The 20946-nt window shown below is 38.8% G+C and carries 26 protein-coding genes and 2 pseudogenes; 8 read left to right on the top strand and 20 right to left on the bottom strand.

Features of this window, described 5'->3' with window-relative positions; all coding sequences use genetic code 11:
• Positions 1 to 189 precede the first annotated feature (189 nt).
• A complete protein-coding gene (locus MKP09_RS22390; protein ID WP_240832663.1) occupies positions 190 to 663 on the bottom strand; it encodes a DUF4920 domain-containing protein in 474 nt (157 codons plus the stop codon).
• Positions 664 to 712: 49 nt separating this feature from the next.
• On the opposite strand from MKP09_RS22390, the gene MKP09_RS22385 reads away from it, so the two are divergent.
• The 6 genes from MKP09_RS22385 (at position 713) to MKP09_RS22360 (ending at position 7400) form a co-directional block, all read left to right on the top strand.
• Entirely contained in the window at positions 713 to 1369 is a 657-nt protein-coding gene (locus MKP09_RS22385) for a DUF6580 family putative transport protein (protein ID WP_240832661.1), read from the top strand.
• A 297-nt stretch (positions 1370 to 1666) separates the two neighbouring features.
• Positions 1667 to 2497 (top strand): hypothetical protein, encoded by an 831-nt coding sequence (locus MKP09_RS22380; RefSeq protein ID WP_240832659.1) that lies wholly within the window; start codon positions 1667 to 1669, stop codon positions 2495 to 2497.
• A 14-nt stretch (positions 2498 to 2511) separates the two neighbouring features.
• Entirely contained in the window at positions 2512 to 3141 is a 630-nt protein-coding gene (locus MKP09_RS22375; protein WP_240832656.1) for a hypothetical protein, read from the top strand.
• Complete coding sequence (locus MKP09_RS22370) at positions 3138 to 3719, top strand: MBL fold metallo-hydrolase (protein ID WP_240832655.1); 582 nt, start codon at positions 3138 to 3140, stop codon at positions 3717 to 3719. The genes MKP09_RS22375 and MKP09_RS22370 overlap by 4 nt, the downstream gene beginning before the upstream one ends.
• Positions 3720 to 3822: 103 nt before the next feature.
• Complete coding sequence (locus MKP09_RS22365) at positions 3823 to 5604, top strand: ABC transporter ATP-binding protein (RefSeq protein WP_240832654.1); 1782 nt, start codon at positions 3823 to 3825, stop codon at positions 5602 to 5604.
• 287 nt (positions 5605 to 5891) lie between these two features.
• A complete protein-coding gene (locus MKP09_RS22360; RefSeq protein WP_240832652.1) occupies positions 5892 to 7400 on the top strand; it encodes a carbon-nitrogen hydrolase family protein in 1509 nt (502 codons plus the stop codon).
• 11 nt (positions 7401 to 7411) lie between these two features.
• Here the strand turns inward: MKP09_RS22360 and MKP09_RS22355 are convergent, their stop codons facing one another.
• The gene (locus MKP09_RS22355; protein ID WP_240832650.1) at positions 7412 to 7717 is read right to left on the bottom strand and encodes a DUF4199 domain-containing protein; all 306 of its coding nucleotides are present in this window, start codon (positions 7715 to 7717) and stop codon (positions 7412 to 7414) included.
• Positions 7714 to 7917 carry a hypothetical protein gene (locus MKP09_RS22350; RefSeq protein ID WP_240832648.1) on the bottom strand — a complete coding sequence of 68 codons (204 nt, stop codon included), beginning with the start codon at positions 7915 to 7917 and terminating at the stop codon, positions 7714 to 7716. Before MKP09_RS22350 ends, MKP09_RS22355 begins: the two co-directional genes overlap by 4 nt.
• A 265-nt stretch (positions 7918 to 8182) precedes the next feature.
• On the opposite strand from MKP09_RS22350, the gene MKP09_RS22345 reads away from it, so the two are divergent.
• Complete coding sequence (locus tag MKP09_RS22345) at positions 8183 to 8632, top strand: hypothetical protein (RefSeq protein WP_240832646.1); 450 nt, start codon at positions 8183 to 8185, stop codon at positions 8630 to 8632.
• Complete coding sequence (locus MKP09_RS22340) at positions 8620 to 9000, top strand: hypothetical protein (RefSeq protein WP_240832644.1); 381 nt, start codon at positions 8620 to 8622, stop codon at positions 8998 to 9000. Before MKP09_RS22345 ends, MKP09_RS22340 begins: the two co-directional genes overlap by 13 nt.
• A 28-nt stretch (positions 9001 to 9028) precedes the next feature.
• Here MKP09_RS22340 and MKP09_RS22335 read toward each other — a convergent pair whose 3' ends face one another.
• The 17 genes and pseudogenes from MKP09_RS22335 to MKP09_RS22270 form a co-directional block, all read right to left on the bottom strand.
• The gene (locus MKP09_RS22335; protein ID WP_240832643.1) at positions 9029 to 9670 is read right to left on the bottom strand and encodes an alpha/beta hydrolase; all 642 of its coding nucleotides are present in this window, start codon (positions 9668 to 9670) and stop codon (positions 9029 to 9031) included.
• Positions 9671 to 9726: 56 nt separating this feature from the next.
• Positions 9727 to 10005 carry a CFI-box-CTERM domain-containing protein gene (locus MKP09_RS22330; protein ID WP_240832641.1) on the bottom strand — a complete coding sequence of 93 codons (279 nt, stop codon included), beginning with the start codon at positions 10003 to 10005 and terminating at the stop codon, positions 9727 to 9729.
• A gap of 44 nt (positions 10006 to 10049) precedes the next feature.
• Positions 10050 to 10526, bottom strand: a complete 477-nt coding sequence (locus tag MKP09_RS22325; RefSeq protein WP_240832639.1) for a hypothetical protein — start codon at positions 10524 to 10526, stop codon at positions 10050 to 10052.
• 113 nt (positions 10527 to 10639) lie between these two features.
• Positions 10640 to 11458, bottom strand: a complete 819-nt coding sequence (gene dinD, locus MKP09_RS22320) for a DNA damage-inducible protein D (protein WP_240832637.1) — start codon at positions 11456 to 11458, stop codon at positions 10640 to 10642.
• A 210-nt stretch (positions 11459 to 11668) separates the two neighbouring features.
• Positions 11669 to 13305, bottom strand: a pseudogene (locus MKP09_RS22315) (ribonucleoside-diphosphate reductase subunit alpha).
• A gap of 377 nt (positions 13306 to 13682) precedes the next feature.
• Positions 13683 to 14657, bottom strand: a complete 975-nt coding sequence (locus MKP09_RS22310) for a ribonucleotide-diphosphate reductase subunit beta (protein ID WP_240832635.1) — start codon at positions 14655 to 14657, stop codon at positions 13683 to 13685.
• Positions 14658 to 15142: 485 nt separating this feature from the next.
• Positions 15143 to 16699, bottom strand: a complete 1557-nt coding sequence (gene purH, locus MKP09_RS22305; protein WP_240832633.1) for a bifunctional phosphoribosylaminoimidazolecarboxamide formyltransferase/IMP cyclohydrolase — start codon at positions 16697 to 16699, stop codon at positions 15143 to 15145.
• Between the two features lie 24 nt (positions 16700 to 16723).
• On the bottom strand, positions 16724 to 17029 hold the full coding sequence (locus MKP09_RS22300; RefSeq protein ID WP_262915576.1) for an aspartate/glutamate racemase family protein: 306 nt from the start codon (positions 17027 to 17029) through the stop codon (positions 16724 to 16726).
• Positions 17030 to 17052: 23 nt separating this feature from the next.
• Positions 17053 to 17157 carry a hypothetical protein gene (locus MKP09_RS28455; RefSeq protein WP_394801117.1) on the bottom strand — a complete coding sequence of 35 codons (105 nt, stop codon included), beginning with the start codon at positions 17155 to 17157 and terminating at the stop codon, positions 17053 to 17055.
• Complete coding sequence (locus MKP09_RS22295; RefSeq protein WP_240832631.1) at positions 17133 to 17411, bottom strand: hypothetical protein; 279 nt, start codon at positions 17409 to 17411, stop codon at positions 17133 to 17135. Before MKP09_RS22295 ends, MKP09_RS28455 begins: the two co-directional genes overlap by 25 nt.
• Positions 17412 to 17460: 49 nt before the next feature.
• Positions 17461 to 17610: a hypothetical protein gene (locus MKP09_RS28950; protein WP_490355059.1), complete on the bottom strand. Its 150-nt coding sequence runs from the start codon at positions 17608 to 17610 to the stop codon at positions 17461 to 17463.
• Positions 17589 to 18020: a hypothetical protein gene (locus MKP09_RS28945; RefSeq protein ID WP_490355058.1), complete on the bottom strand. Its 432-nt coding sequence runs from the start codon at positions 18018 to 18020 to the stop codon at positions 17589 to 17591. The genes MKP09_RS28950 and MKP09_RS28945 overlap by 22 nt, the downstream gene beginning before the upstream one ends.
• Positions 18021 to 18077: 57 nt before the next feature.
• Positions 18078 to 18825, bottom strand: a pseudogene (locus tag MKP09_RS28940) (ComEC/Rec2 family competence protein); the annotation flags it as partial.
• A complete protein-coding gene (locus MKP09_RS22285) occupies positions 18819 to 19499 on the bottom strand; it encodes a DUF4131 domain-containing protein (RefSeq protein ID WP_240832629.1) in 681 nt (226 codons plus the stop codon). The gene MKP09_RS22285 and the pseudogene MKP09_RS28940, both read right to left, overlap by 7 nt.
• Before the next feature lie 73 nt (positions 19500 to 19572).
• Positions 19573 to 19947 carry an RNA polymerase alpha subunit C-terminal domain-containing protein gene (locus MKP09_RS22280; protein ID WP_240832623.1) on the bottom strand — a complete coding sequence of 125 codons (375 nt, stop codon included), beginning with the start codon at positions 19945 to 19947 and terminating at the stop codon, positions 19573 to 19575.
• Positions 19948 to 19949: 2 nt separating this feature from the next.
• The gene (locus tag MKP09_RS22275) at positions 19950 to 20321 is read right to left on the bottom strand and encodes a DoxX family protein (RefSeq protein ID WP_240832621.1); all 372 of its coding nucleotides are present in this window, start codon (positions 20319 to 20321) and stop codon (positions 19950 to 19952) included.
• Positions 20322 to 20469: 148 nt separating this feature from the next.
• Positions 20470 to 20892: an SRPBCC domain-containing protein gene (locus tag MKP09_RS22270; RefSeq protein WP_240832619.1), complete on the bottom strand. Its 423-nt coding sequence runs from the start codon at positions 20890 to 20892 to the stop codon at positions 20470 to 20472.
• Between the last annotated feature and the right edge of the window lie 54 nt (positions 20893 to 20946).

Raw genomic sequence — 20946 nt, 5'->3', positions numbered from 1 at the left:
GCTGGATTTTACAGCTTTTATTTTTCAGGCTGCAAAAGTAAGTTATCGGCAATTTATAACAAAAAATAGAAGCGGATACTTGAGAAATGACTAAATTCTAATTTCTAATGACTAATAAGAGCCTGCCTCAAACAGTACGTCTGGCAATTTTAGATATTAGAAATTAAAATATTAGAAAATTGAGCCTTCCTATTTTACCACTAAAACACCATCAGCCAAAAAGCGAAGTTGCTTTTGAGGCTTTTTAATAGCTTCGATTTCTTCCTTACTTTTCTTAGCATCCTTTGCATAATGCTGCAATTCGGCAACCGATGTTGTTTTGGTAAATGCAAGGCCATCTAATACCACCGTTTTTCCCACAATATCTGTAGGAACGAAAAATGCGTAATCTTTAAATTTTACAAACATTTTACTTTTATCGGCCAGCTCCACATCCATCCAACAGCCCATTTTAGGGCAGGATGCCAATACTTTGCCTGTGATTTTGGTTTGAATGGTGTCAATTTTTGAAAGACTTTTGGTTACATCAGTCAAGGGAACAACATCTTCCGCAGTTGTCTTTTCGCCGTAGATGTTTCCAGGCGTAGCAGGACCTACAGGTGGTTGCGCATGGGTAAATGTTGCAACTGTTATAATCAATAAAGCGAAAAATATTTTTTTCATTTTTAGATGATTAAGAATGCAAATTTATAAAACTAACTACTTTTGCAGTATGAGTAAATTAAATGTAAGAGCAGGTTTAATAATTATCATGATTTTACTGGCAGCTTTAAGCCGTTTGTTGCCGCATCCTTATAATTTTTCTCCCTTGGTTGCAATGGCGCTTTTTGGCGGTGCGCAATTTAAAAATAAATGGCAGGCTTACCTGATACCGCTTCTTGCCTATTTTATCTCAGATGTGGTTCTTCAAATGACTGGCGCAATGGGTATTTATAGCTTTTCGCAACCCTTTGTTATTATCTCTCAGGCATTTGTATATGGCGGTATGATTTTGGTAACTTTGCTCGGTACAAATTTACATCAACCCAAAGCTGTAAAAATTTTAGGCTATTCCTTAACCGGATCTGCTATTTTTTGGATCCTCTCCAATTTCGGCGTTTGGGTGGGCAATTCCTTTGCCGCAGGTACGGTTACTTATGAGCCGGGACTAACATTGGGAATGACTTACTTGCGTGCATTACCTTTTTATAATAGTATGAGTACAGAAATGTTTATGAATGCATTTCTGGGTGATATTTTTATTGTGCCGTATTATTTGGAGTGTTTGCGCTGGCGCAAAAGCGCAATGCGGCTTTACGTTATTCAAACCTGTAAGCACTTGCTGTTGATTTATATTGTACAGCACAAGAGTGCGACGCAATTTCGCTGATAGTAGTACCAAAGCTGACATCATAAAAATATTATAAAGAAACAGCGCTATATAGTGCTGTTTCTTTAGTTGCAACCATTGTGATGATGAGAACATCTTTTAACTTTTTACGTTTATATATCAAATTAACTTTGCAGACAAGATCAATTTATAGTTTATGACAGGAAGGGCTTTACTTTCAGCGATTTTCTCTATTGTATTTACATCTACTTTATGGAGCCAGGGCGACGGGAATGGCGTTAATATTCCCATTAACCGGCAACTTTTTCATGACAATATCAATAAAGAAAAAAGTTATTGCTGGGTAGCGATGGCAAACAGGATGATGAGTTTTCGCTTGAAAGCAATCCTGATATAGGTAGAATGGCTACTTCTGCCATTAATAATCAGGTGGATGCTATAAGATACCTGATAGAAACTGACACGAAAATTGAGCAGCGGCTTAAAACCGGTTACCTGGTAGGTCTTGATGCTATATTAAGGCACATGCGCACAGGCTGGAAGAGAAAAGAAGTTGTTCCCAGCCATTTTCCGCAGATTTTTTCTTTGTATAAAAAACTTATTGAAGTAAATACTGCTAAAGAATCAATCATTCCCTATCTACAGCATTTTTCTTATGATATTGTGTACACCGCCACACTGCCACGTATTTTTGAGGAAAATCCGGATTATAAGGAGTTGAAAGATGTGTTGATTTTAAAATATGCTGCACAATATCCCAGTAAAACATTTTATGCATTAACCAAATACACAGACTCCAAGCATGCAGATAGCCTTATTAAAACCATTGGCCGCCAGTACCCGGAACAGCTATACTCGTATGCACAGGACAATAGCAAACTTTCTTATAAAATAAAAAATATTTCTGATGACAGCTTTGTGAAAACCGTTGTGGATCTTTCCAAGATGAAAAGCGGGCAGATCTATTTTCCGTTTTTAGATAATCTGGTAAAAGGAAAAACAACTATTGCGGAACTTGATGCTGCTAAAAACGATCGCCTTAAATATTACCGTTTATTGGTTCAAACACAAATGGATTACAGCCGCCGCGCATTGAGTGGCGACACGGCTATCGGTTTTGCTGAACTTACTGCCAGGCTCCAAAAAAGGCCAGCGACGAATTTGTAAATGAAATAAATGCGTTGCATGAATCGCCGAATGCAGTTAGATTTAGATGTTTACAAGACCTTACTGCACCTGAACTCTATTATTTGGCTGTGCTTACAGATGGGTTGATTTATACGAGTAGTTATACCAGCGGTGTTTTCCCTTTGATGATGAGTAAGATCAACAACCGCGGAGACTCGCTTCTGCAGGTTTTGGCATTTGACCATTATCGGAAATTTATACGCCAGGCTGCCGGTTATAATACTTTAAAAACTTTTCTGACGACGTTCTCAAACCAACAAGATGCTTTTAACTTGATGGCGGCATTTGTAAATGGCCTGGAAAAATCAAAAGGCTTAGAAGACGGCGTGGATGTAGCCGACTCTTACGCAAGCTTATATGAAACACTGCCTGACCTTGCGAAGCAAATGTTGGTTAACATTAAATCGAACTACCAGAGGAATGTGAGAACTAATAACAAGCGCGGCATTGCCATATACAATATTCTTGATAAATTATTTTTATCAGCCGATGCTACAAAGAATATTGATCTAACCAAAGAGCTTGGTATTCCTCCTGTGTACAATATTCCGTTTAATAGTTTTACCAATGAAAAAGGCGAGATCATCACCCAAATGTTTTTTATGGTGATGAGGATGGCATGATAGACTTTGACATTTTTGTACGCACATTTGCCAACGATCCTAAATGGCGAGTAGATCAAAGCAACAGTAAATATGTAGTTGCCAAATCCACTGTTGGTGTACCTGTTTATGTATATGCTAACAGACCGCTGCCGAATACAGAAGATGAAGATTTTGTTGCGCAAAATGCGATGCAGGAATATTTTGAAAAAAATAATCTTTCGCCAACCGTCACTTTTCACCGTGGGCATAGTTACCATGCGCCAACCAGTGTAAGCTACATTACACCAACATCACGGGTAGTATTTATGGGATCTTGTGGAGGGTTTTTCCTAATCGATTCTATTCTAAAGAAATCAAGCGATGCGCACATTATATCTTCCAAACAAACAGGATATCGCGATATTAATCTGCCCTTTATCCGCATATTTTTAGAAAATCTGCGCCAACATAAAGATGTTGACTGGCTGCCATTCTGGAAAGAATTCAGATCAGCTGCTAATGTTACCGGTATGGAAGATTATATTCCTCCCTATAAGAACCTGGGCGCATTGTTTATTAAAGCTTATAAAAGAGAAACGGGAGAAGAGGAGATTTAGAGGACAGTTGTTAGATGACTGTTGACAGTATCTGTCATTTACCAACCGTCAACTGTCAACTTGCTGATCATTCAACCAATTTTATTTTTATATCTTGCGATTAATGCAGCAGGAAAAGAAGAAGGTATTTTTCGATGTTTCTAAATTGCGGCGTATATTTCAATATGCCGCGCCTTACAAATCTAAATTTTACTGGTCGATTTTTTTGGCCTTGTTTCTTGCCGCACTGACGCCGGTACGCCCGCTGCTAATTCAGCTTACGGTGGATAAATACATTGCTCACTCCATTCCCAAAATGGTGGTGTATATCACTATTATTCAAATGGGTATTATTTTACTGGAAACCGCTATGAGGTTTGTATTTTCTTTTATCACGGCGTGGCTGGGCCAAGCGGTTGTGAAAGATATGCGCGTAGCTGTATATAAAAAAGTACTGGGACTTAATCTACGTCAGTTTGACCGAACGCCTATTGGAACTTTAACAACACGCACCATCAATGATATTGAATCGATCAACGAAATTTTTTCTGACGGATTGATTCCCATTCTTGCCGATCTTCTTTCTATTATTTGTGTACTGGCTTATATGTTTTGGGTAGATTGGCAGCTTACTTTTATTGCGCTTATTCCTTTTCCAATAATGATGGTTGCTACTTATTATTTTAAAGAAAGTATCAACAAATCTTTCTTTAAAGTAAGAAATGCAGTGGCCTCTTTAAATGCTTACGCACAGGAACATTTGTCGGGAATGAGCGTGGTGCAGGCATTTGCGGCAGAACGCAATGAATTCAACAAGTTTAAAGCCATCAACAAGCAACATCGCAATGCTAATATCAGCGCCATATTTGCTTATTCTATTTTCTTTCCGGTGATAGAAATTGTGCTGGCATTATCAATTGGCTTAGTAGTTTGGTTTACTGCCAAAGAAGCGCTTGATCTGCAACAAAGCCAGCAAGGTGTGATCGTCTCTTTTATTCTTTGCCTTAACCTGTTGTTCAGGCCGCTAAGAATGATTGCGGACAAATTCAACACCGTACAAATGGGCGTTATTGCCAGCGACAGAGTATTTACCGTTTTGGATAATGATGACGAAGAAAAAATTCCGGAAGGCGGATATTTTCAGCCTGATGAAAGAGTAAAAGGTAAAATTGATTTTAAAGAAGTTCACTTTGCTTATACTGATGAGCAGTGGGTGTTGAAAAATGTAAGCTTTGAAATTGAACCCGGACAAACCGTTGCTATTGTGGGCCATACGGGAAGTGGAAAAACGACTATTATCAGCTTGCTTAATCGTTTCTATAATATACAAAAAGGCGGAATTGAAATAGATGGTACTGATATCAGAAAATTATCGCCGGAATATCTGCGCGAAAATATTGGCGTAGTGTTGCAGGATGTTTTTCTTTTTTCAGGTTCTATCATGGACAACATTACATTACGCAATCCTCATATTACAAAAGACCAGGTTGTAGCAGCAGCTAAGATGATCGACATGCATGAATTTATTATGCGCCTGCCTGGTGGATACGATTATAATGTGAAGGAACGCGGTGCTACTTTGTCTTTGGGTCAGCGACAATTATTATCTTTTATACGAGCCCTGCTTTACGATCCCTCTATTTTGGTATTGGATGAAGCTACTTCTTCTATTGATACAGAAAGCGAATTACTGATTCAAAAAGCAACTGATAAATTGATACAAAACAGAACCTCCATAGTAATTGCACACCGATTGAGTACCATTCGCAAGGCCGACAAAATATTGGTGCTGGATAAAGGCCAATTAATGGAAGCTGGAACACATAATGAATTGCTTGCTAAAGGCGGTTTTTATGCTAAGCTTCATCAGATGCAGTTTGAGAAAGAGATGGCGGTTAATAGTTGACAAATTGAAAGGATGACAAGAATCGCGTATTGTAACGGTTCCCCTCTTCTTTGAAGAGGGGTTAGGGGTGAGGTCTGACAGCGCGAATAGGTAGGATGCCATAAGTACCATAAATAACGCTGTGCGACGCAATTTTGATGAGCTATATTCATTTGTTGGGTCGAAAAAATAACTGCGTAGAAAAAGAAAAAAACTGCATTCGTCATCACCTTTTTATTGATAAAATTTTTGTATATTGATTCATCCCGCAACTCAATAAAGTGTTGCAATTAACCTAAAATGAAATAATGGAAGTAGATGTAAGAAAATTGAAGATCGAAGATTATGAACAGTTAAAGGCCAGCATGATTGAAGCATATGATGGCATAGGGAGTATTTGGCGCGAAAGCACTATTGCTCGCCTATTGAAACTCTTTCCGGAAGGACAGGTTTGTGTGGCAGTAGATGGCAAGGTTGTAGCCTGCGCCTTATCGATTATTGTAAATTACGCGCTGTATGGTGATGAGCATACTTATGAAGAAATAACAGATAATTATAGCTTTGATACTCACGATGACAATGGTGATGTGCTGTATGGCATAGAAGTATTTGTACACCCTGACTTCAGGGAATTAAGATTAGGCAGAAGATTGTATGATGCGCGTAAAGAACTTTGCGAAACCATTAACCTTAAAGAAATAAAGGTAGGTGGAAGAATACCCAATTATCATAAACATAGCGAAGAGCTTAGTCCCAAGGAATACATCGTGAAGGTAAAAAACAAAGAAATTTACGATCCTGTATTAAGCTTCCAGCTGGCAAATGATTTTCATGTAGTAAGAGTTCTTACTAATTACCTTACCGGAGATAAAGAATCAAAAGAATATGCGGTTTTGCTTGAATGGAATAATATTTATTATTCTGCCAAGAAAAATTCCATGCGCGACAGCATCATCAGGCTGGGCCTTGTACAGTGGCAAATGAGACAGTTTTCGAGCCTTGATGCCTTTTACGGACAGGTTGAATTTTTTGTTGATACATTGAGCGCATATCAGGCTGATTTTGCGTTGTTTCCGGAATTTTTTAATTCTCCACTTCTGGCAGAGTTTAATCACTTAGATACCCGCGAAGCTATGCATGAGCTGGCCAAAAAAACAGAGGAAATACGGACCAAAATAGCCGAGCTGGCGATTGCATACAATGTAAATATAATAGCCGGTAGCATGCCCGTTGTAGAAGACGGCCAGCTATATAATATTGCTTACCTATGCCACCGCGACGGGAAATTAAGCGAATACCGAAAAATTCACATTACGCCCAATGAAAACAAGTATTACGGCATAACTGGTGGCGACAAAATAGCTGCTATTAACACGGATTGCGGAAAGATAGGCATTCTTGTTTGTTATGATGTTGAGTTTCCCGAATTGTCGCGGTTAATGGCGTTGGACGGCATGAAAATATTATTTGTACCATATCTAACCGATACACAAAACGCCTATACAAGAGTAAGGCATTGCGCCATGGCGCGCGCTATCGAAAACGAATGTTATGTGGCTATTGCCGGATGCGTTGGAAACCTGCCGGGCGTTAATAACATGGATATACAATTTGGACAGGCTGCGGTATTTACACCGTCCGACTTTGCTTTTCCAACCAATGCCGTAAAAGCAGAAGCAACGCCTAATACAGAAATGACGCTGATTGTAGATGTGGATTTGACACTACTAAAAGAGCTGCATAATTATGGGTCCGTTAAAACAATGAAGGACAGAAGAACTGATTTGTATGAAGTGAGGAAAGTGAATGGTGAGTAGTGAATTGTGAATCACTGACTAATGACTATTGACTTCTCCTGCTTCCTTGTTCTGATAAAAATCATGGCGATCACCACGGTTACAATTCCCATGATCAGCGACCACAGCATACCTTGAATAGCGTAGTTTTTATAATTAAAATCAGCCTGCGCTTCTACGGTTGTTTTATAATACCCTAACTCAACTGATCGCTTGATAACATTTGGAAAATATTCTGTAGTGATTACATAAGAAGTGATCCATTGTGTAAGCGGACTTATCAGCGCAATGATAACCGAAAGTATGACTCCCGATATAAGTCCTTGCTTATAAGTCATCTGCCCATTATAAAAGTTTTTTTCTTGTCTTTGAGTGCTAGTACCATTATCCAGATAGCTGGAATAGCAAAAAGATTAGTTAAGTACAAATGATAATCGATGTATTTATCATGCAGGCCGCTCCATTTTTCGAGTAACATCCAAACCAAAACCATTACAGAAAAAATAAGCGCCCATTTAGCTTCAATTTTGATATTCATATGCAAGTTTTTGATGGTTAGATAAGCAATTACCCTTACAATTTACTGTATATCTTATTTTTTTCAAAATAAACAAACGATGCGTTGGCTAATCTTTTCAATTGCTCCTTTTCCTTCAAAAAAACAAAAACAAAAAACTTTCATCGAATAAACAAAAGCAGTGACCGTTAAAAACAGCAGGCTCATCGATTAAATATAAACCGGGTTTCTTTATTTAATAATCTTGCTTTTTATTAATTCTGAACCACATCTAAAACCAATTATAATGAAATCAAGATTATTACTATTTGCTACCATCTTTTTAAGTATAGCAGTTTATGCTCAAGACGTCAAAGTAAAAAAGGGGTACATAACCGTAGACGGAAAATCCGTTGCGAAAATTGAACGAAAAGACAACGTTTGTACTATTAGCGACCTCAATGCCAAGCCGCTATTTACAGCAATGATCACCAATCAAACTCCTTTAAATAACCAATCTTCAAAAAAATGGTTACAACTCGTTGGCAATAACGGCAATGTTAAAGAGATCGCCTTGGATAAAGCTGGCGAATTTACGTTTAGTTATAAACAACATGTAGCCGAATGCCTGGTTCTTAATAATCCTTCTTTGTTTTTGGCCGCCATTAGCGAGCCTGCTGTAAACAGCTTTTTCAAAACGAAGACCGTAGTATTTCTACTGCCGAAGACCTTGCCAAAAACCAGGTGCTGCAAGTAAATGACAGGGAAGATTCGATTGCAAAATCCAATCAATTAGCTTTAGAAAGCAACGGCGTTATTACTGCAAACAATAAAAATGTAGGCTATATTGTCAGCACATCAAAATTGGGAGAAAACAATCAAACCTATAATGTACTCGACATCAATAAGAAGCAAATTGCAACATTAACCTTCAACAGGTTTGATGCAAGCGTAGATAAAACAGGAAGTAATTCTATGAAAACATTTGACAATAATAACTTTCAACTTCAAGAAAAATACACCTCCAAAAACATACAATCCGACAAACTGGCTAACAGAATGGTTAAAAAACTATTTGCAAACGGATATATGCAGAACGATGCGAAACATGTTGCAATAAAATAATAACTAAAGCATTGTACATTAGCGGTGCTTATGTACAATGCTTTTTAATGATCAGCTCTATTTCTTTGGCTTTATTTACCGTCATGAAATGGCCGCCATTATTAATAACGTAATCGGCTTTTACATTTTCAATAGGAATGATCCGGTCTTTATTTCCATGGATATGGATACAACTGGGCGGCGTAATTTCATTCGTCCAGTTTATGATTTCCTGCATGGCCCAATTAAAGAAACCGGGATCTGTATCTCTCAAAATCTCTTTTAGTAATTGCTTTTCAGGTGGTTGTTTAACGCCGAAATACCGGTAAGCAATAAAGTTAGGTTTTGTTAGAAATGCAGACGGAAGGAATCTCATCAGCTTCACCATCCAGCCGATAAAATAATTTTTAGGCAATTCATTTTTATTCTTTGCTGATGCGATCAGGATGATCTTTTTTGTATTGATGATCTTTGATATTTCAACAGCTAACATACCGCCGAAAGATAGTCCTATCAGGATCGGATCTTTAGTGTTGATATTTGAAGAAATACGTCTTGCATAGTTTTGAAGAGGCTCGTCCTTAATAGGTTTGATCCATTCTACATGTTCAATATCCAACTCACCGAAGTCAATGTTTTGAAACACACGCCGGTCAACACCCAACCCGCTGAATATATAAATTTTACTCACAGATTTTACAATTGCCTTAACTGAATTTGATTTGCCAAATATGGAACATATTTATTTTATCTTTGTAATTCCTTTACCAAAGGCCGCAAGATATAGTTCCTGATGTTGGTTTTTAAAAAAGCAGATCGTTCAATAACGCTTGCCAAAGCAGGGGAAACAGCATAATACAATCGTACAAAAGCCTTGCCCATAGCTGTCTTCAACATTACTTCATCCCGATACCTGCGCAGCGCCAACACCTCTGCAGCATTATAATCGCCGTAGCAGACAGTAGCAATAAAGCAGCCTTCCCGTTTTTTAAAAGCTTCGGGCGGCACCACTTTTTCTACATACATTACAGAATCTCTTAACCCCCAACCTTTTTGATCCTTACAAAATTTTACTGCTTGCAGCTTTCCTTCATTTTTTGCAACTTCGATAAGCTGCTGATCAAACCTATTGGTTGGTGTGCTGTTTCTTCCTGATCTCCTTTAACCTGTGGATTTGCGGGAGCTATAACCGTTCCGCCTGATACCAACAATTTCTCTATATAATCCTTTGTTTCCTTTAAGCTCCAGCCGGTATTGTCTTTCCAGTATTTAATAGCGTTGATCACGCCGTCGGTTTGAGCAATTTGCAATGCACGTTGCTTAAGCGCTTCTTCATTTGGTAAATAACGATCATTGCTATTCTGCGCTGTACTTATATTTCTTTCCGTTTGCTGAACAAAGGATTTTTCATTTTCTACATTGTCAGAAGCTTTAAAGCTACGGCCGCAAGCCACACAGGTAAGCGTAACCCTGCTCCCACTACTCTCACTAGTGATTAGCTGCTTTGAGTTGCAGGATGGACATTTGGTATTGAACAGGTTGCTCATTGAGGTTTTTTAAACGGGATTGTTTGAGGTTTTGCCGCATTAATCACATCTACAATGCGACTTCCAACTAATAGAAGGTTACTTCTTCTTGTTTTGAATTTTCTTTACATCCTTCAAAACTTTCTTTTCTTCGCTCTCAAGACGTCTTTGTACTTTTTTACATCTTCAGCAATGGGTAATCTTTCCGGACTTACACCTCTATCTTTCAGCATAGCTCTAACCGCTTTGTTATTTTCTATATGCTCTTTTGAAATTTGTGAATCACCATTCAGGTCTTTATCTATAACGTTGTGGCTTGTCAATTCTGTAGCGAAGTCTTTCGCTTTTATCGTAAGTGTGGGAAGAAAGTCCGCTAGTGGTCTGCTTTGCGGAATTTTCAACATCCGCTTCATATCGTTAGTGGATTTTCCGCCGAATAATGCCTGATCTCCTTTTGAACGAATAAGCGCAAAGCTTTTTTCATCTACGCCCCTTTCATATATTATCCCAGATAACTTCTTTTCCGACTTTGACAGCTTTTCCCTTGCTGTTATTCTGGCTAAATCAAGTAATCGTCGTTCTATTATTTCTTGTTTTCTGGTTTGAACTGCAAAATAAGTTTGAGCAAAAGCAATTTCAATCTTGGTTGTCGCGTCACCATTTTGTGCAATTAAATAACAGGCGTAACGAGTTAATGCAAAATCTTGGATTTCCTTTTCCACACCGCTTCCAATTTCGACCATTTTCCCGATATCGGCAAAATGGTTTTTGATCGCTTCGCCTGCTTGCTCGCATGATTTTCTGGCCTTATCAATTACATTTTTGAAATTATCCCATTTGCTATATCCTAATATAATTTGCAACTCTCGCGCACTCCAACACTCAACTCCTTCAAAGTTATAACAAGAAGATTCAAATTTTTCAAAAAGCTCTTTGATATATTCTTTCTTCATAGATTCAAAATTAAAAATCCTTCTTTTCTATGCTCCCGCTTTCCCCTTTTAAAGTTATATAAAGATTGTTGGATTGAACGCTTAGCCTTACAGCGTAAAATTAAAGAATAAACAGAGGATACAAAATCAAAAAACCCGGCCTCCTCTTTAAAAAGATAAAACCGGGCTTTAATATTCGTAAATCTAAATTCTTAATTCGTCATTTCTCACTTACGCTTCGCAACTACTACACGTAACCAAGCTTGTTACCAACTCCTTGCTTACGCTTTGGCTGCGTTGGTAGTACAAAGTTTTTACACCTAACTGCCAGGCTTCTATCATCAGTTTGTTTACATCCTTCACCGGCAGGTTGCTGGGTATGTTCAGGTTCAGGCTTTGGCTTTGGTCAACATATTGCTGGCGAATGGCCGCCTGTTGTATAATTTCAAGCTGGCTGATTTCTTTAAAAGTTTTAAACACATCTTTCTCTTCTTTGGTCAGCTGGCTTAGTTGCTGCACGCTACCATGGCTCAACATAATGCTGCGCCAGGTATCTTCGTTGTCAATACCTTTATGTTCTAATAATTGTTTCAGGTATTTGTTCTGGCGCATAAAGTTTCCTTTCGCCAAACCAGCTTTAAAATAGTTACTGCTAAGCGGCTCAATGCCCGGAGAGCTTTGTCCTAAAATTGCAGAAGAAGAAGTAGTAGGCGCAATGGCTAATAAAGTAGTATTTCTTTTGCCATAGCCTTTCAATACAGGTGCTTCGCCGTAAATGCGCGCCAGGTCTGCCGTTGCTTTTTCTGCACGGTCTTTAATATTGCTGAAAATAATATTGGTCAGTTGTTTGGCACGCAACCCTTCAAAAGGAATCATATTTCTTTGCAAATAAGAGTGCCACCCCAATACACCCAAACCTAAAGCGCGGTGCCTTTTTGCAAAGCGGTTGGCGCTGGCCAGGTAATGGTTGTCTTCGGTTTTCGCAATAAACTCCTGCAATACCGCATCAAGGAAGAAGATGGCCAAACGCACCGCGTCTGTATCTTTCCACTCATCATACAACTCAAGGTTCATCGATGATAAGCAGCAGATAAACGATTCATCAGGCGTGGACGGCAACATAATTTCCGAGCAAAGATTGCTGGCGTTAATGGCGTAGTTTAAATCTTTGTACACCTGCGGTTTGTTGCGGTTTACATTATCCGTAAAGAAAATATAAGGCAATCCTTTCTGCTGGCGGCTTTCCAAAAGCTTCGCCCATATTTCACGCTTTTCTTTATCGCCGTCAATCATGTCCTGCATCCAGTAATCGGGTACGCACACGCCGGTAAATAAGTTTTGAATAGGGTGTCCAATACTTTTTATCTGTAAAAACTCGCTGATATCCGGATGGTCAATATCTAAATAAGCTGCAAAAGCCCCCGACGCACGCCACCCTGAGAAATGGTATCCATTGCTGTATCAAACAAACGCATAAAACTTACCGCACCGCTACTTTTTCCGTTGTCGGTAACGGCGCTGCCGCGGCCACGCAAACCACCAAAGTAGCCGGAAGTACCGCCACCAATTTTAGTTTGCATAATCACTTCGCCCAGCTTATGTGTAATGCCTTCAATATGATCAGGAATATGTACATTAAAACATGAAATAGGCAAGCCGCGTTCTGTACCCATGTTGGCCCAAATCGGTGAGCTAAGGCTCATCCAGCCGCGCTCCACCATCTCCATAAATGCTTCTTTCAACTCCGGCTTATACAAACGCTGTGCAGCTGCACCGCACACACGCTCTATTGCGCCTTCTACCGATTCCCCTTTCAGCAAATAACCCCTGTTCAGGATTTGTTCGCTTTCAGAGTTTTTCCACCACATTTTTTCCGTTACCGGTTCTTTTTGTATCATTGGGTCCATTACTTCCATTTGTATAAGTTTTTAACAGGTTTGTAAGTATATTGTTTAACGGGCTTCTGTACTACTATCATCTTTGTTGCGTCGCACACTTTATTTGTGGTGCAGCCTTCTGCGGGTGTAACCCGCAGCTATTGTAGTTGGAGTCCTTCGGACTCCGTCGTTTACCGACTTTTAACATTCTATTTCCATCTCTCCCAAATTCCCGGCAGAGCTGCTGTGTTCTCTTTTGCGAAACATTTGCCGAAGGCAAACTTTGCGAACTTAATTAAAGAAGAACAGGCCACTCCCTTTGCGATCTTTGCGTTATAACTTTCGAAGAACAGGAGCTTCATTTTTCTTTAAAATAAATCATCCGCCGTGATGCTCTTGTCGTGCTTGGTATAATCAACCGGGCGTTTTGCAAAAAAGTCATCCATGCTATTGGCAAACACTTCTTCTTCAAACCAACGCATCGGGCGATATTGTTCGCTGCTGATAAAGTATTGAGAAGGCAGGCCAATTTTGTTCAGGCTTTCATCTACACGGAACTTGATAAAATTTACCAAATCGCTTTTCTTGATAATATCTATTTCGCCCTCTTCAAAAATCCAGTTTAAAATTTGTTCTTCAATCTCTATCGATTCTTTTACCATATCCGTAATGCGCGACAACACTTCTTCGCTCAATACTTCAGGATATTCTTCTTTTATTTTATTGATCAGATAAATACCGGCATTAGCATGAATTTGTTCATCCACCGAAGTCCAGGCAATAATATTACTTACATTTTTCATCCACCCTTTGAAACGGGTGAAAGAAAGAATGATAGCGAACTGGCTGAACAACGAAACGTTTTCGATTAAAATCGTAAATAAAATAAGCGCAATGCTATATTCCTGTTTGTCGTTGGATTTGATATTGCTTAAAACGCCCGACAAATATTTAATACGTTCTTTAATAATAGGCACTTCGATCAGTTTTCCAAACTCATCATTATATCCTAATACTTCCACCAATCTGGAGTAAGCTTCGCTGTGACGAAATTCGCACTCGGCAAATGTGGCGCCCAAGCCATTCAATTCGGGCTTTGGCAAATGGTTGTATAAATTCCCCCAGAAAGATTTTACCGACACTTCAATTTGAGCAATTGCCAGCAGCGCGCGCTTTACCGCATTGCGTTCTGAAGGGGTAAGATGCGAGTGAAAATCTTGTGTGTCGGCAGTAAAATCCACTTCAGAATGTACCCAGAAAGAATTGTTAATAGCCGAAGTAAATTTCAATACTTCCGGATATTCAAAAGGCTTATAATTAACACGTTTGTCGAATAATCCCATAATAAAAATACTTTTATAAAATTGAAGAGAGACAAAGGGCCTTTATCGCTACTCATCAAGTAACTGACTATCAGGCATTTGCCTTTTCTCCTATTAAAAAATTAATTGTTTAAAAAATTGAATTCAGGGCCTTTCCCATTGGCCGTCACTATCGCTGCCGCAGTTCACTTATCCCCTCGTCACGTTTAAGTAATTGTTAACGGCTGTCACAAAAACCTTTTACAAATTAAAAATATAAACGAGAGAATTTCTAAAGTTGTTATTCACACAATGTGCGAAACTTGGGTTGGTATTTTTGAGGTGCTGATTGTACGGGGCTTACGGATTAAACGTGAAAAAGTATGAGCGAAAATTCGGCTATTATTCACACAATGTGCGAAACTTAAGGTGCAGCATATGATGGTTTGATAATATGTTTTTTAATTATCAATCACCTATAAATGAAGTAAAAAAATGCGGCTTCTAAGCCGCATTTCTCTAATTAATTAATGTTTAAAATGCCGCATTCCCGTAAGAACCATTGCCAGGTTATTTTCCTTGCAATATTCAATAGAATCTTTATCTCTTATTGACCCTCCAGGTTGTATGAAAGCCGCTACACCAGCGCTATACGCAATTTGTACACTGTCGTTAAAAGGGAAAAAAGCATCGCTCGCTAATACCGCACCGGTCAAATCGAAACCAAATTGCTTGGCCTTTTCAATGGCGTGGCGTACGGCGTCTACGCGACTCGTTTGTCCTGCACCTTTACCTACCAATTGTTTATTTTTTACTAAAGCAATAGCATTGGATTTAAGATGTTTACAAATAATATTGGCAAATTCAAGGTCAGCCTTTTCTGCTGCGGTAGCCGGGCGGCCGCCTTCTTCTTTCCAATCAGTATAAGAACCTTCGTCAATAGCCTGTTGCAATACACCGTTCAAAACAGATTTGAATTGTGTTTTTACCTGCGGTAACTCTTTAAGTTGTAATAAAATCCTGTTCTTTTTAGACTTCAATATGCTTAAAGCCGCCTCATCAAAGGCAGGTGCAATCAACACTTCAAAGAAAATTTCATTAATGGCATTGGCCGTGGCTTCATCCACTTTTCCATTGGTTACCAACACTCCGCCAAATGCACTTTCAGGATCACCGGCTAAAGCAACTGTCCAAGCGTCTGCAATAGTTTTCCGTGAAGCAACGCCGCACACATTGGTATGTTTAATGATGGCAAAAACGGCCTCGTCGGACATTTCTCCCCTCTCCTTTGGAGAGGGGCTGGGGGTGAGGTCTGCAATGAGTTGTACCGCTGCATCTACATCAACCAGGTTGTTATATGAAAGTTCTTTGCCATTCAGCTTTTCGAATAATTTGTCATAGTCGCCATAGAAAACGCCCTGCTGATGCGGATTTTCGCCATAGCGCATAATTTTCGGATGCGTTTCAGAATGGAAAAAATATTCCACGTCTTCGTTAGTTGAATTGAAATAGCTGGCAATTGCAACGTCATAATGTGCCACTGTTTCAAAAGCCTTTGCAGCAAAGGATTTGCGTTGCTCAATGGTTGTCTCTCCATTTTGAGATTGCAACAATCCGGTAATGGCGGCATAATCTTTTTTAGCTGCCACCACTAACACATCTTTGAAATTTTTTGCTGCTGCGCGAATCATGGAAGGCCCGCCGATATCGATCTTTTCAATAATTGCTTTTTCTTCAGATGTTGACGCAACAGTTTCTTCAAACGGATACAGATCGACAATCACCAAATCAAGTTCCGGAATTTTATATTGCTGCATTTCCTGCACATCAGTTTCCAGATCTCTTCTACCTAAAATGCCTCCAAATACCGATGGATGCAGGGTTTTAACACGTCCTCCCAGGATGGAAGGATAAGTCGTCAGGTTTTCAACCGGCACTACTTGTACACCCAAATCTTCAATAAATTTTTGTGTACCACCTGTAGAATAAATGGTAATACCCAGCTGGGCTAATTCTTTTACAATGGGTTCCAGTCCGTCTTTATAAAAAACTGAAATGAGTGCTGATTGGATTTTTTTGTTCATGATAGATATGTGATAAATATTGATTTAACTTAAAGCAAATGCTACTGCAGCTTCTGAATGTATTTTGGTAGTATCAAAAGCTGGTATATTTAAATGTTCCTGCTTGATGAGCAGCGGTATTTCCGTACAACCCAGTATAACGCCTTCGGCTCCCTGCGCTACTAACTGGTTAATTATTTTAAGAAAGTCTGCCCTGGTTTCTTCATTAATAATGCCTTTGTAAAGTTCGGTTTCGAGCTTTTCTGCAATGTAAATCCGGCCTGCTTCGTCGGGCACAATGGCTTCAATTCCTTTGTCAGCCAATTTATTTTTGAAAAAATCCCGTTCCATCGTAAACTGGGTACCTAATAAAGCTACTTTTTTAACTCTTGTGCTTCAATTGCATTGGCAGTTGCAACCGCTACATGAATGAGTGGTATTTGAATATGCTCAGCTACTTTGTCTGCCAGCAAATGCATCGTATTGGCGCAAAGTAAAATGGCTTCCGCTCCTGCTTTTTCAAGCTATCGCAGGCATTGCGGAGAATCTCGAACGTAGCATCCCAGTCGTCAGCAAGGTTATTATTATGAATATTCTGGAAATTTACTGAGTAGATCAGGCACTCAGCGTAATTAAGGCCGCCAAGTTTTTTATTGACGCCTTCGTTAATATACCTGTAATAATCTGTTGTGGAAACCCAGCTAATGCCGCCCACTAATCCCAGTTTTTTCATTCTTGTTGATGCAAAAATTTATGGATTTGAACGAGTGCGCAAATGTACGCTAATGCAGGCTCATTACAAAAGCCCCGTCGGTGGCTATATTATGGCAGGGAATATTTAAAGAATCGCAGTCTTTTATCCAAAACCTTGCTTTCCAGGCTGGCACGGAACCATCAATTACTATTTGTTTTATTTCGATATGATTGTACAGGTCCGAAATATATAATTTAGGGTTGCCGGATAATATAACAAGGTCTGCTTTCTTTTTTCCTGTGATAAAGATTTCTGAAAGGGTTTATCGATCAGGATAATTTTTTTTGAATTAAAAAGAATAAAGTTTCCTTGTTTATAAAAATTGTTGAGTTGCGCTGTTTGACTTATTCTGTGTACAACTCGCGAAGGCGTTAGTACAAAATTAGAAAGAGAAGCATTTTGCAATAGTGCGGAGTCTCCGATAAATTTATATTGACGGCCAGCAATAAAATCTATTGCGGCAAAACGATTGGCATTGTACACAACAATTTTTTGCTGATTGTTTGCTTCATAAAACGAATAGCTTCTTATAGAAAAAAACAAGGTAAGACTACCAGTTGTCAGCCATAACCCAGTTTTATATTTCATCATTAGCCAAAAACTTATCGCCGCAATAAAAATAAACAGTAAAATTACTTGTGTAGCATTGATCGAAAGTCCCGTCCATAATGCAAACGGGAAAGATTCCATTCGCTCAATAAATGTATTCAGCCACCAGATTACGGATTCCATCATACGGCCAATGAAGGCAGCAACTCCACTTAAAGGAGCAATAACAACCAGCGCTAAAGTGCCGAATAGCACAGCTGTTGAAACCGGCACCACGACAAGGTTACTTAGTAAAAAGTAAACAGGAAACTGATGGAAATAATACATCGATAGCGGTGTGGTTAGAATTTGAGCGGCAACACTTACAGCGGCTAATCGCCATATCCAATTAAGGATTTTATTTTTTACATATAACAGATCATAAATCGGCTTAAAAAAATAACAATACTTAATACAGCAACATAAGATAGCTGAAAGCCTACATCCCACAGCCAATAAGGGTTGTAACAAAGCTGGCAAAATGCTGCGGCGCTAATATGTTATAAATAGAAGCGTTTCGATTGATCTGTTTACCTATAGTAATAAACGAAAACATAACGGCGGCTCTTACGATAGAAGCAGCGCCACCAGCGAGAAATGCAAAACCCCAAAGCAGTAACAATATTAAAAGTGCATGAAACCATTTGGTAGATTTCTGTCTAAGCAAGGGCTTGAAAAGCAAATTTAAGATCCAATAGAGCAGCGCCAAATGCATTCCGGATACAGCAATAACATGTACAACGCCTGTATTGGTGTATGATTGCAATAAATTTTTATCAAGATCGTCTTTATAACCTATCAACATAGCTTCGGCAAGGCCCTGTTCTTTTTCCCATGAATATTGGACTTTATAGCATTCAAAACATACACCCTTACATTCAGCAATAGCTTTTTAAATCCGGGTAAATAATTACCCGGCAAGGCTACATAATCATTAGCAGTAAGATATACCTGATGTGTAATGCCATTGAACAAAGCATAACGTTTGTAATCAAATCCGCCAGGGTTGTCGGTATTACGTATTTCCTGTAAATTTTTGTTGAAAATGATACGGCTTCCTGCTGCCAAATGTTTGGTAAGGCTGTCCTTCTTAAAATAAATAATAATGTTGCCGCTAACGCTTTTCCTTGTATGGCTACCAATAAACCAATTCAGTTCTGCTTCTGCTTTGTAAGATTTCTCTTTGCTAATGAGTGATTCTTTTATTGTAACAATTACTGCCTTATCAGAAAGATTATTCTTTGCAAACAAAAGCCTGTCATTCCTTACATCATTCAACCATGTAACAATCATTCCTATCGCTACTATTGAAATTGTAATGGCGCAGCCCAGCAATACAGCATATTTGAGCCTGAGAAAATCGCTAAGCAATTGTATGGAAATAACAACTACCGAAGTCAGTAAAAGTATAAGAACGCTTGTTAATAATGCTGCTTGCCAATACCATTGAATGATAATGCCTGCAGTTAGCGGTAGCAATAGTCTTATAATAGGGTTATGTTTTAAAAACATAGCTTACCTATACCTGAGTTTAAGTCTGGTTTTTCTTAGGTTATAGTATTACTAAATTAAAATAAAAAAGAAATTTCTGTACAGATATTTTTGCCCCAAATGCACGAATGAGAAGACGTATTATTTCAGGATTTAAAACTGAGATTTTCTTTTTCAATGCTTCTCTCAATACAGGCAATGAGCTTTTCCCGATGCCATGCAATGCAAGTATCTGTTTTTCGGAATATTGGGCGAGTTCATTCAATGTTGAGACTCCTTCGGTTTGCAATGCCCGGCGTGCAGGTGCGCTCAATACAGACAGGAAGCCCTTTTCCGGCTTTTGTTCTTTCTCACATTCAGGGCAAACAGGACAATCGCTGCTTTTATAGTAGCGATGTCCATTTGCGCAAGTTCTTAATGTTTTAGCGGCTGGCATAATTAAGGAGCAGTTTTATATATCTTTTTGTAACAATAATAGGATACAAATAATATCGCTAAAAATATAAATGGCATTATCGTTTGTGCATTAGTAGCTCCGTCAATAACGCCGTGAGAAACCGCTGCTGAAATAAAGACAAAAGCAAAACCGGCGTAGGCCCAATCCTTTATCCAGTGGCGAAAAGGAATGATCAGGATGAGTGAACCCACTATTTTGAAAGCAAGGAGCAACCCTCCAAAATAGGCAGGATATTGTAAATGGCTTAAACCTTGTTTAGCCAGATCGCTTTGCGAATACAAGGCCGGCATTACACCTTCCCAAAGAAATATGATGATCGTAGTGATCCAATAAGTAATTTTAGTAGCTTTCATGTGTTAATTTTTTATTTTTTGGCCACATGCAATTCCGCATAAAAATTATCTCGTTTTGAATAAAAATTTACTCGATAATTTTTATGTTTCATTTCATGATTTGAGTTTTTAAACGAATAAGTGTGATTACGTTTCTAAGATTTTCCGGCTATGCAGCTTCTGCATAATTTTTAAAATTATCCAGGATGGCTTGCCAACCTTGTTGTTGCAACTCCAGAGTGTTCTGATTTTCGGCTTCAAAATGTTCATCTATTTGTGTGCCGCCATCAACTTCTATAAAATGTATTTTCACTTTCCGGCCATCACCAAGTGTATACTCCAAATATTTAGCTTCGGTTACTTCATCAAATGTGCCTGCATAGTCAAAGCCAAAACTGCCATCTTTTGCTTCCATCCTGTAAGAAAATGATCCGCCGTTTTTTAAATCATGAGTAGCGGTAGGTGTGTGCCAATCAGGTGAAGGGCTGTTCCAGTTTTGAATGTCTGAAGGTGTTGTCCAAAGCTTCCACACTTTGTTGATGGGTGCATTAACAATTGTTGTTACTTTAAGTACTGTAGATTTTGTTTCCATAATAATTTGATTTTATAATGCAAACATACTTTCAGTCTCATTCATTTAAAATAC

Origin of the sequence: Paraniabella ginsengisoli, from assembly GCF_022513635.1 — a bacterium.
GTDB classification, from domain to species: domain Bacteria; phylum Bacteroidota; class Bacteroidia; order Chitinophagales; family Chitinophagaceae; genus Niabella; species Niabella ginsengisoli.
Note: the sequence above shows the minus strand (reverse complement) of the source record. Positions and strands in the feature narration are given on the sequence as shown.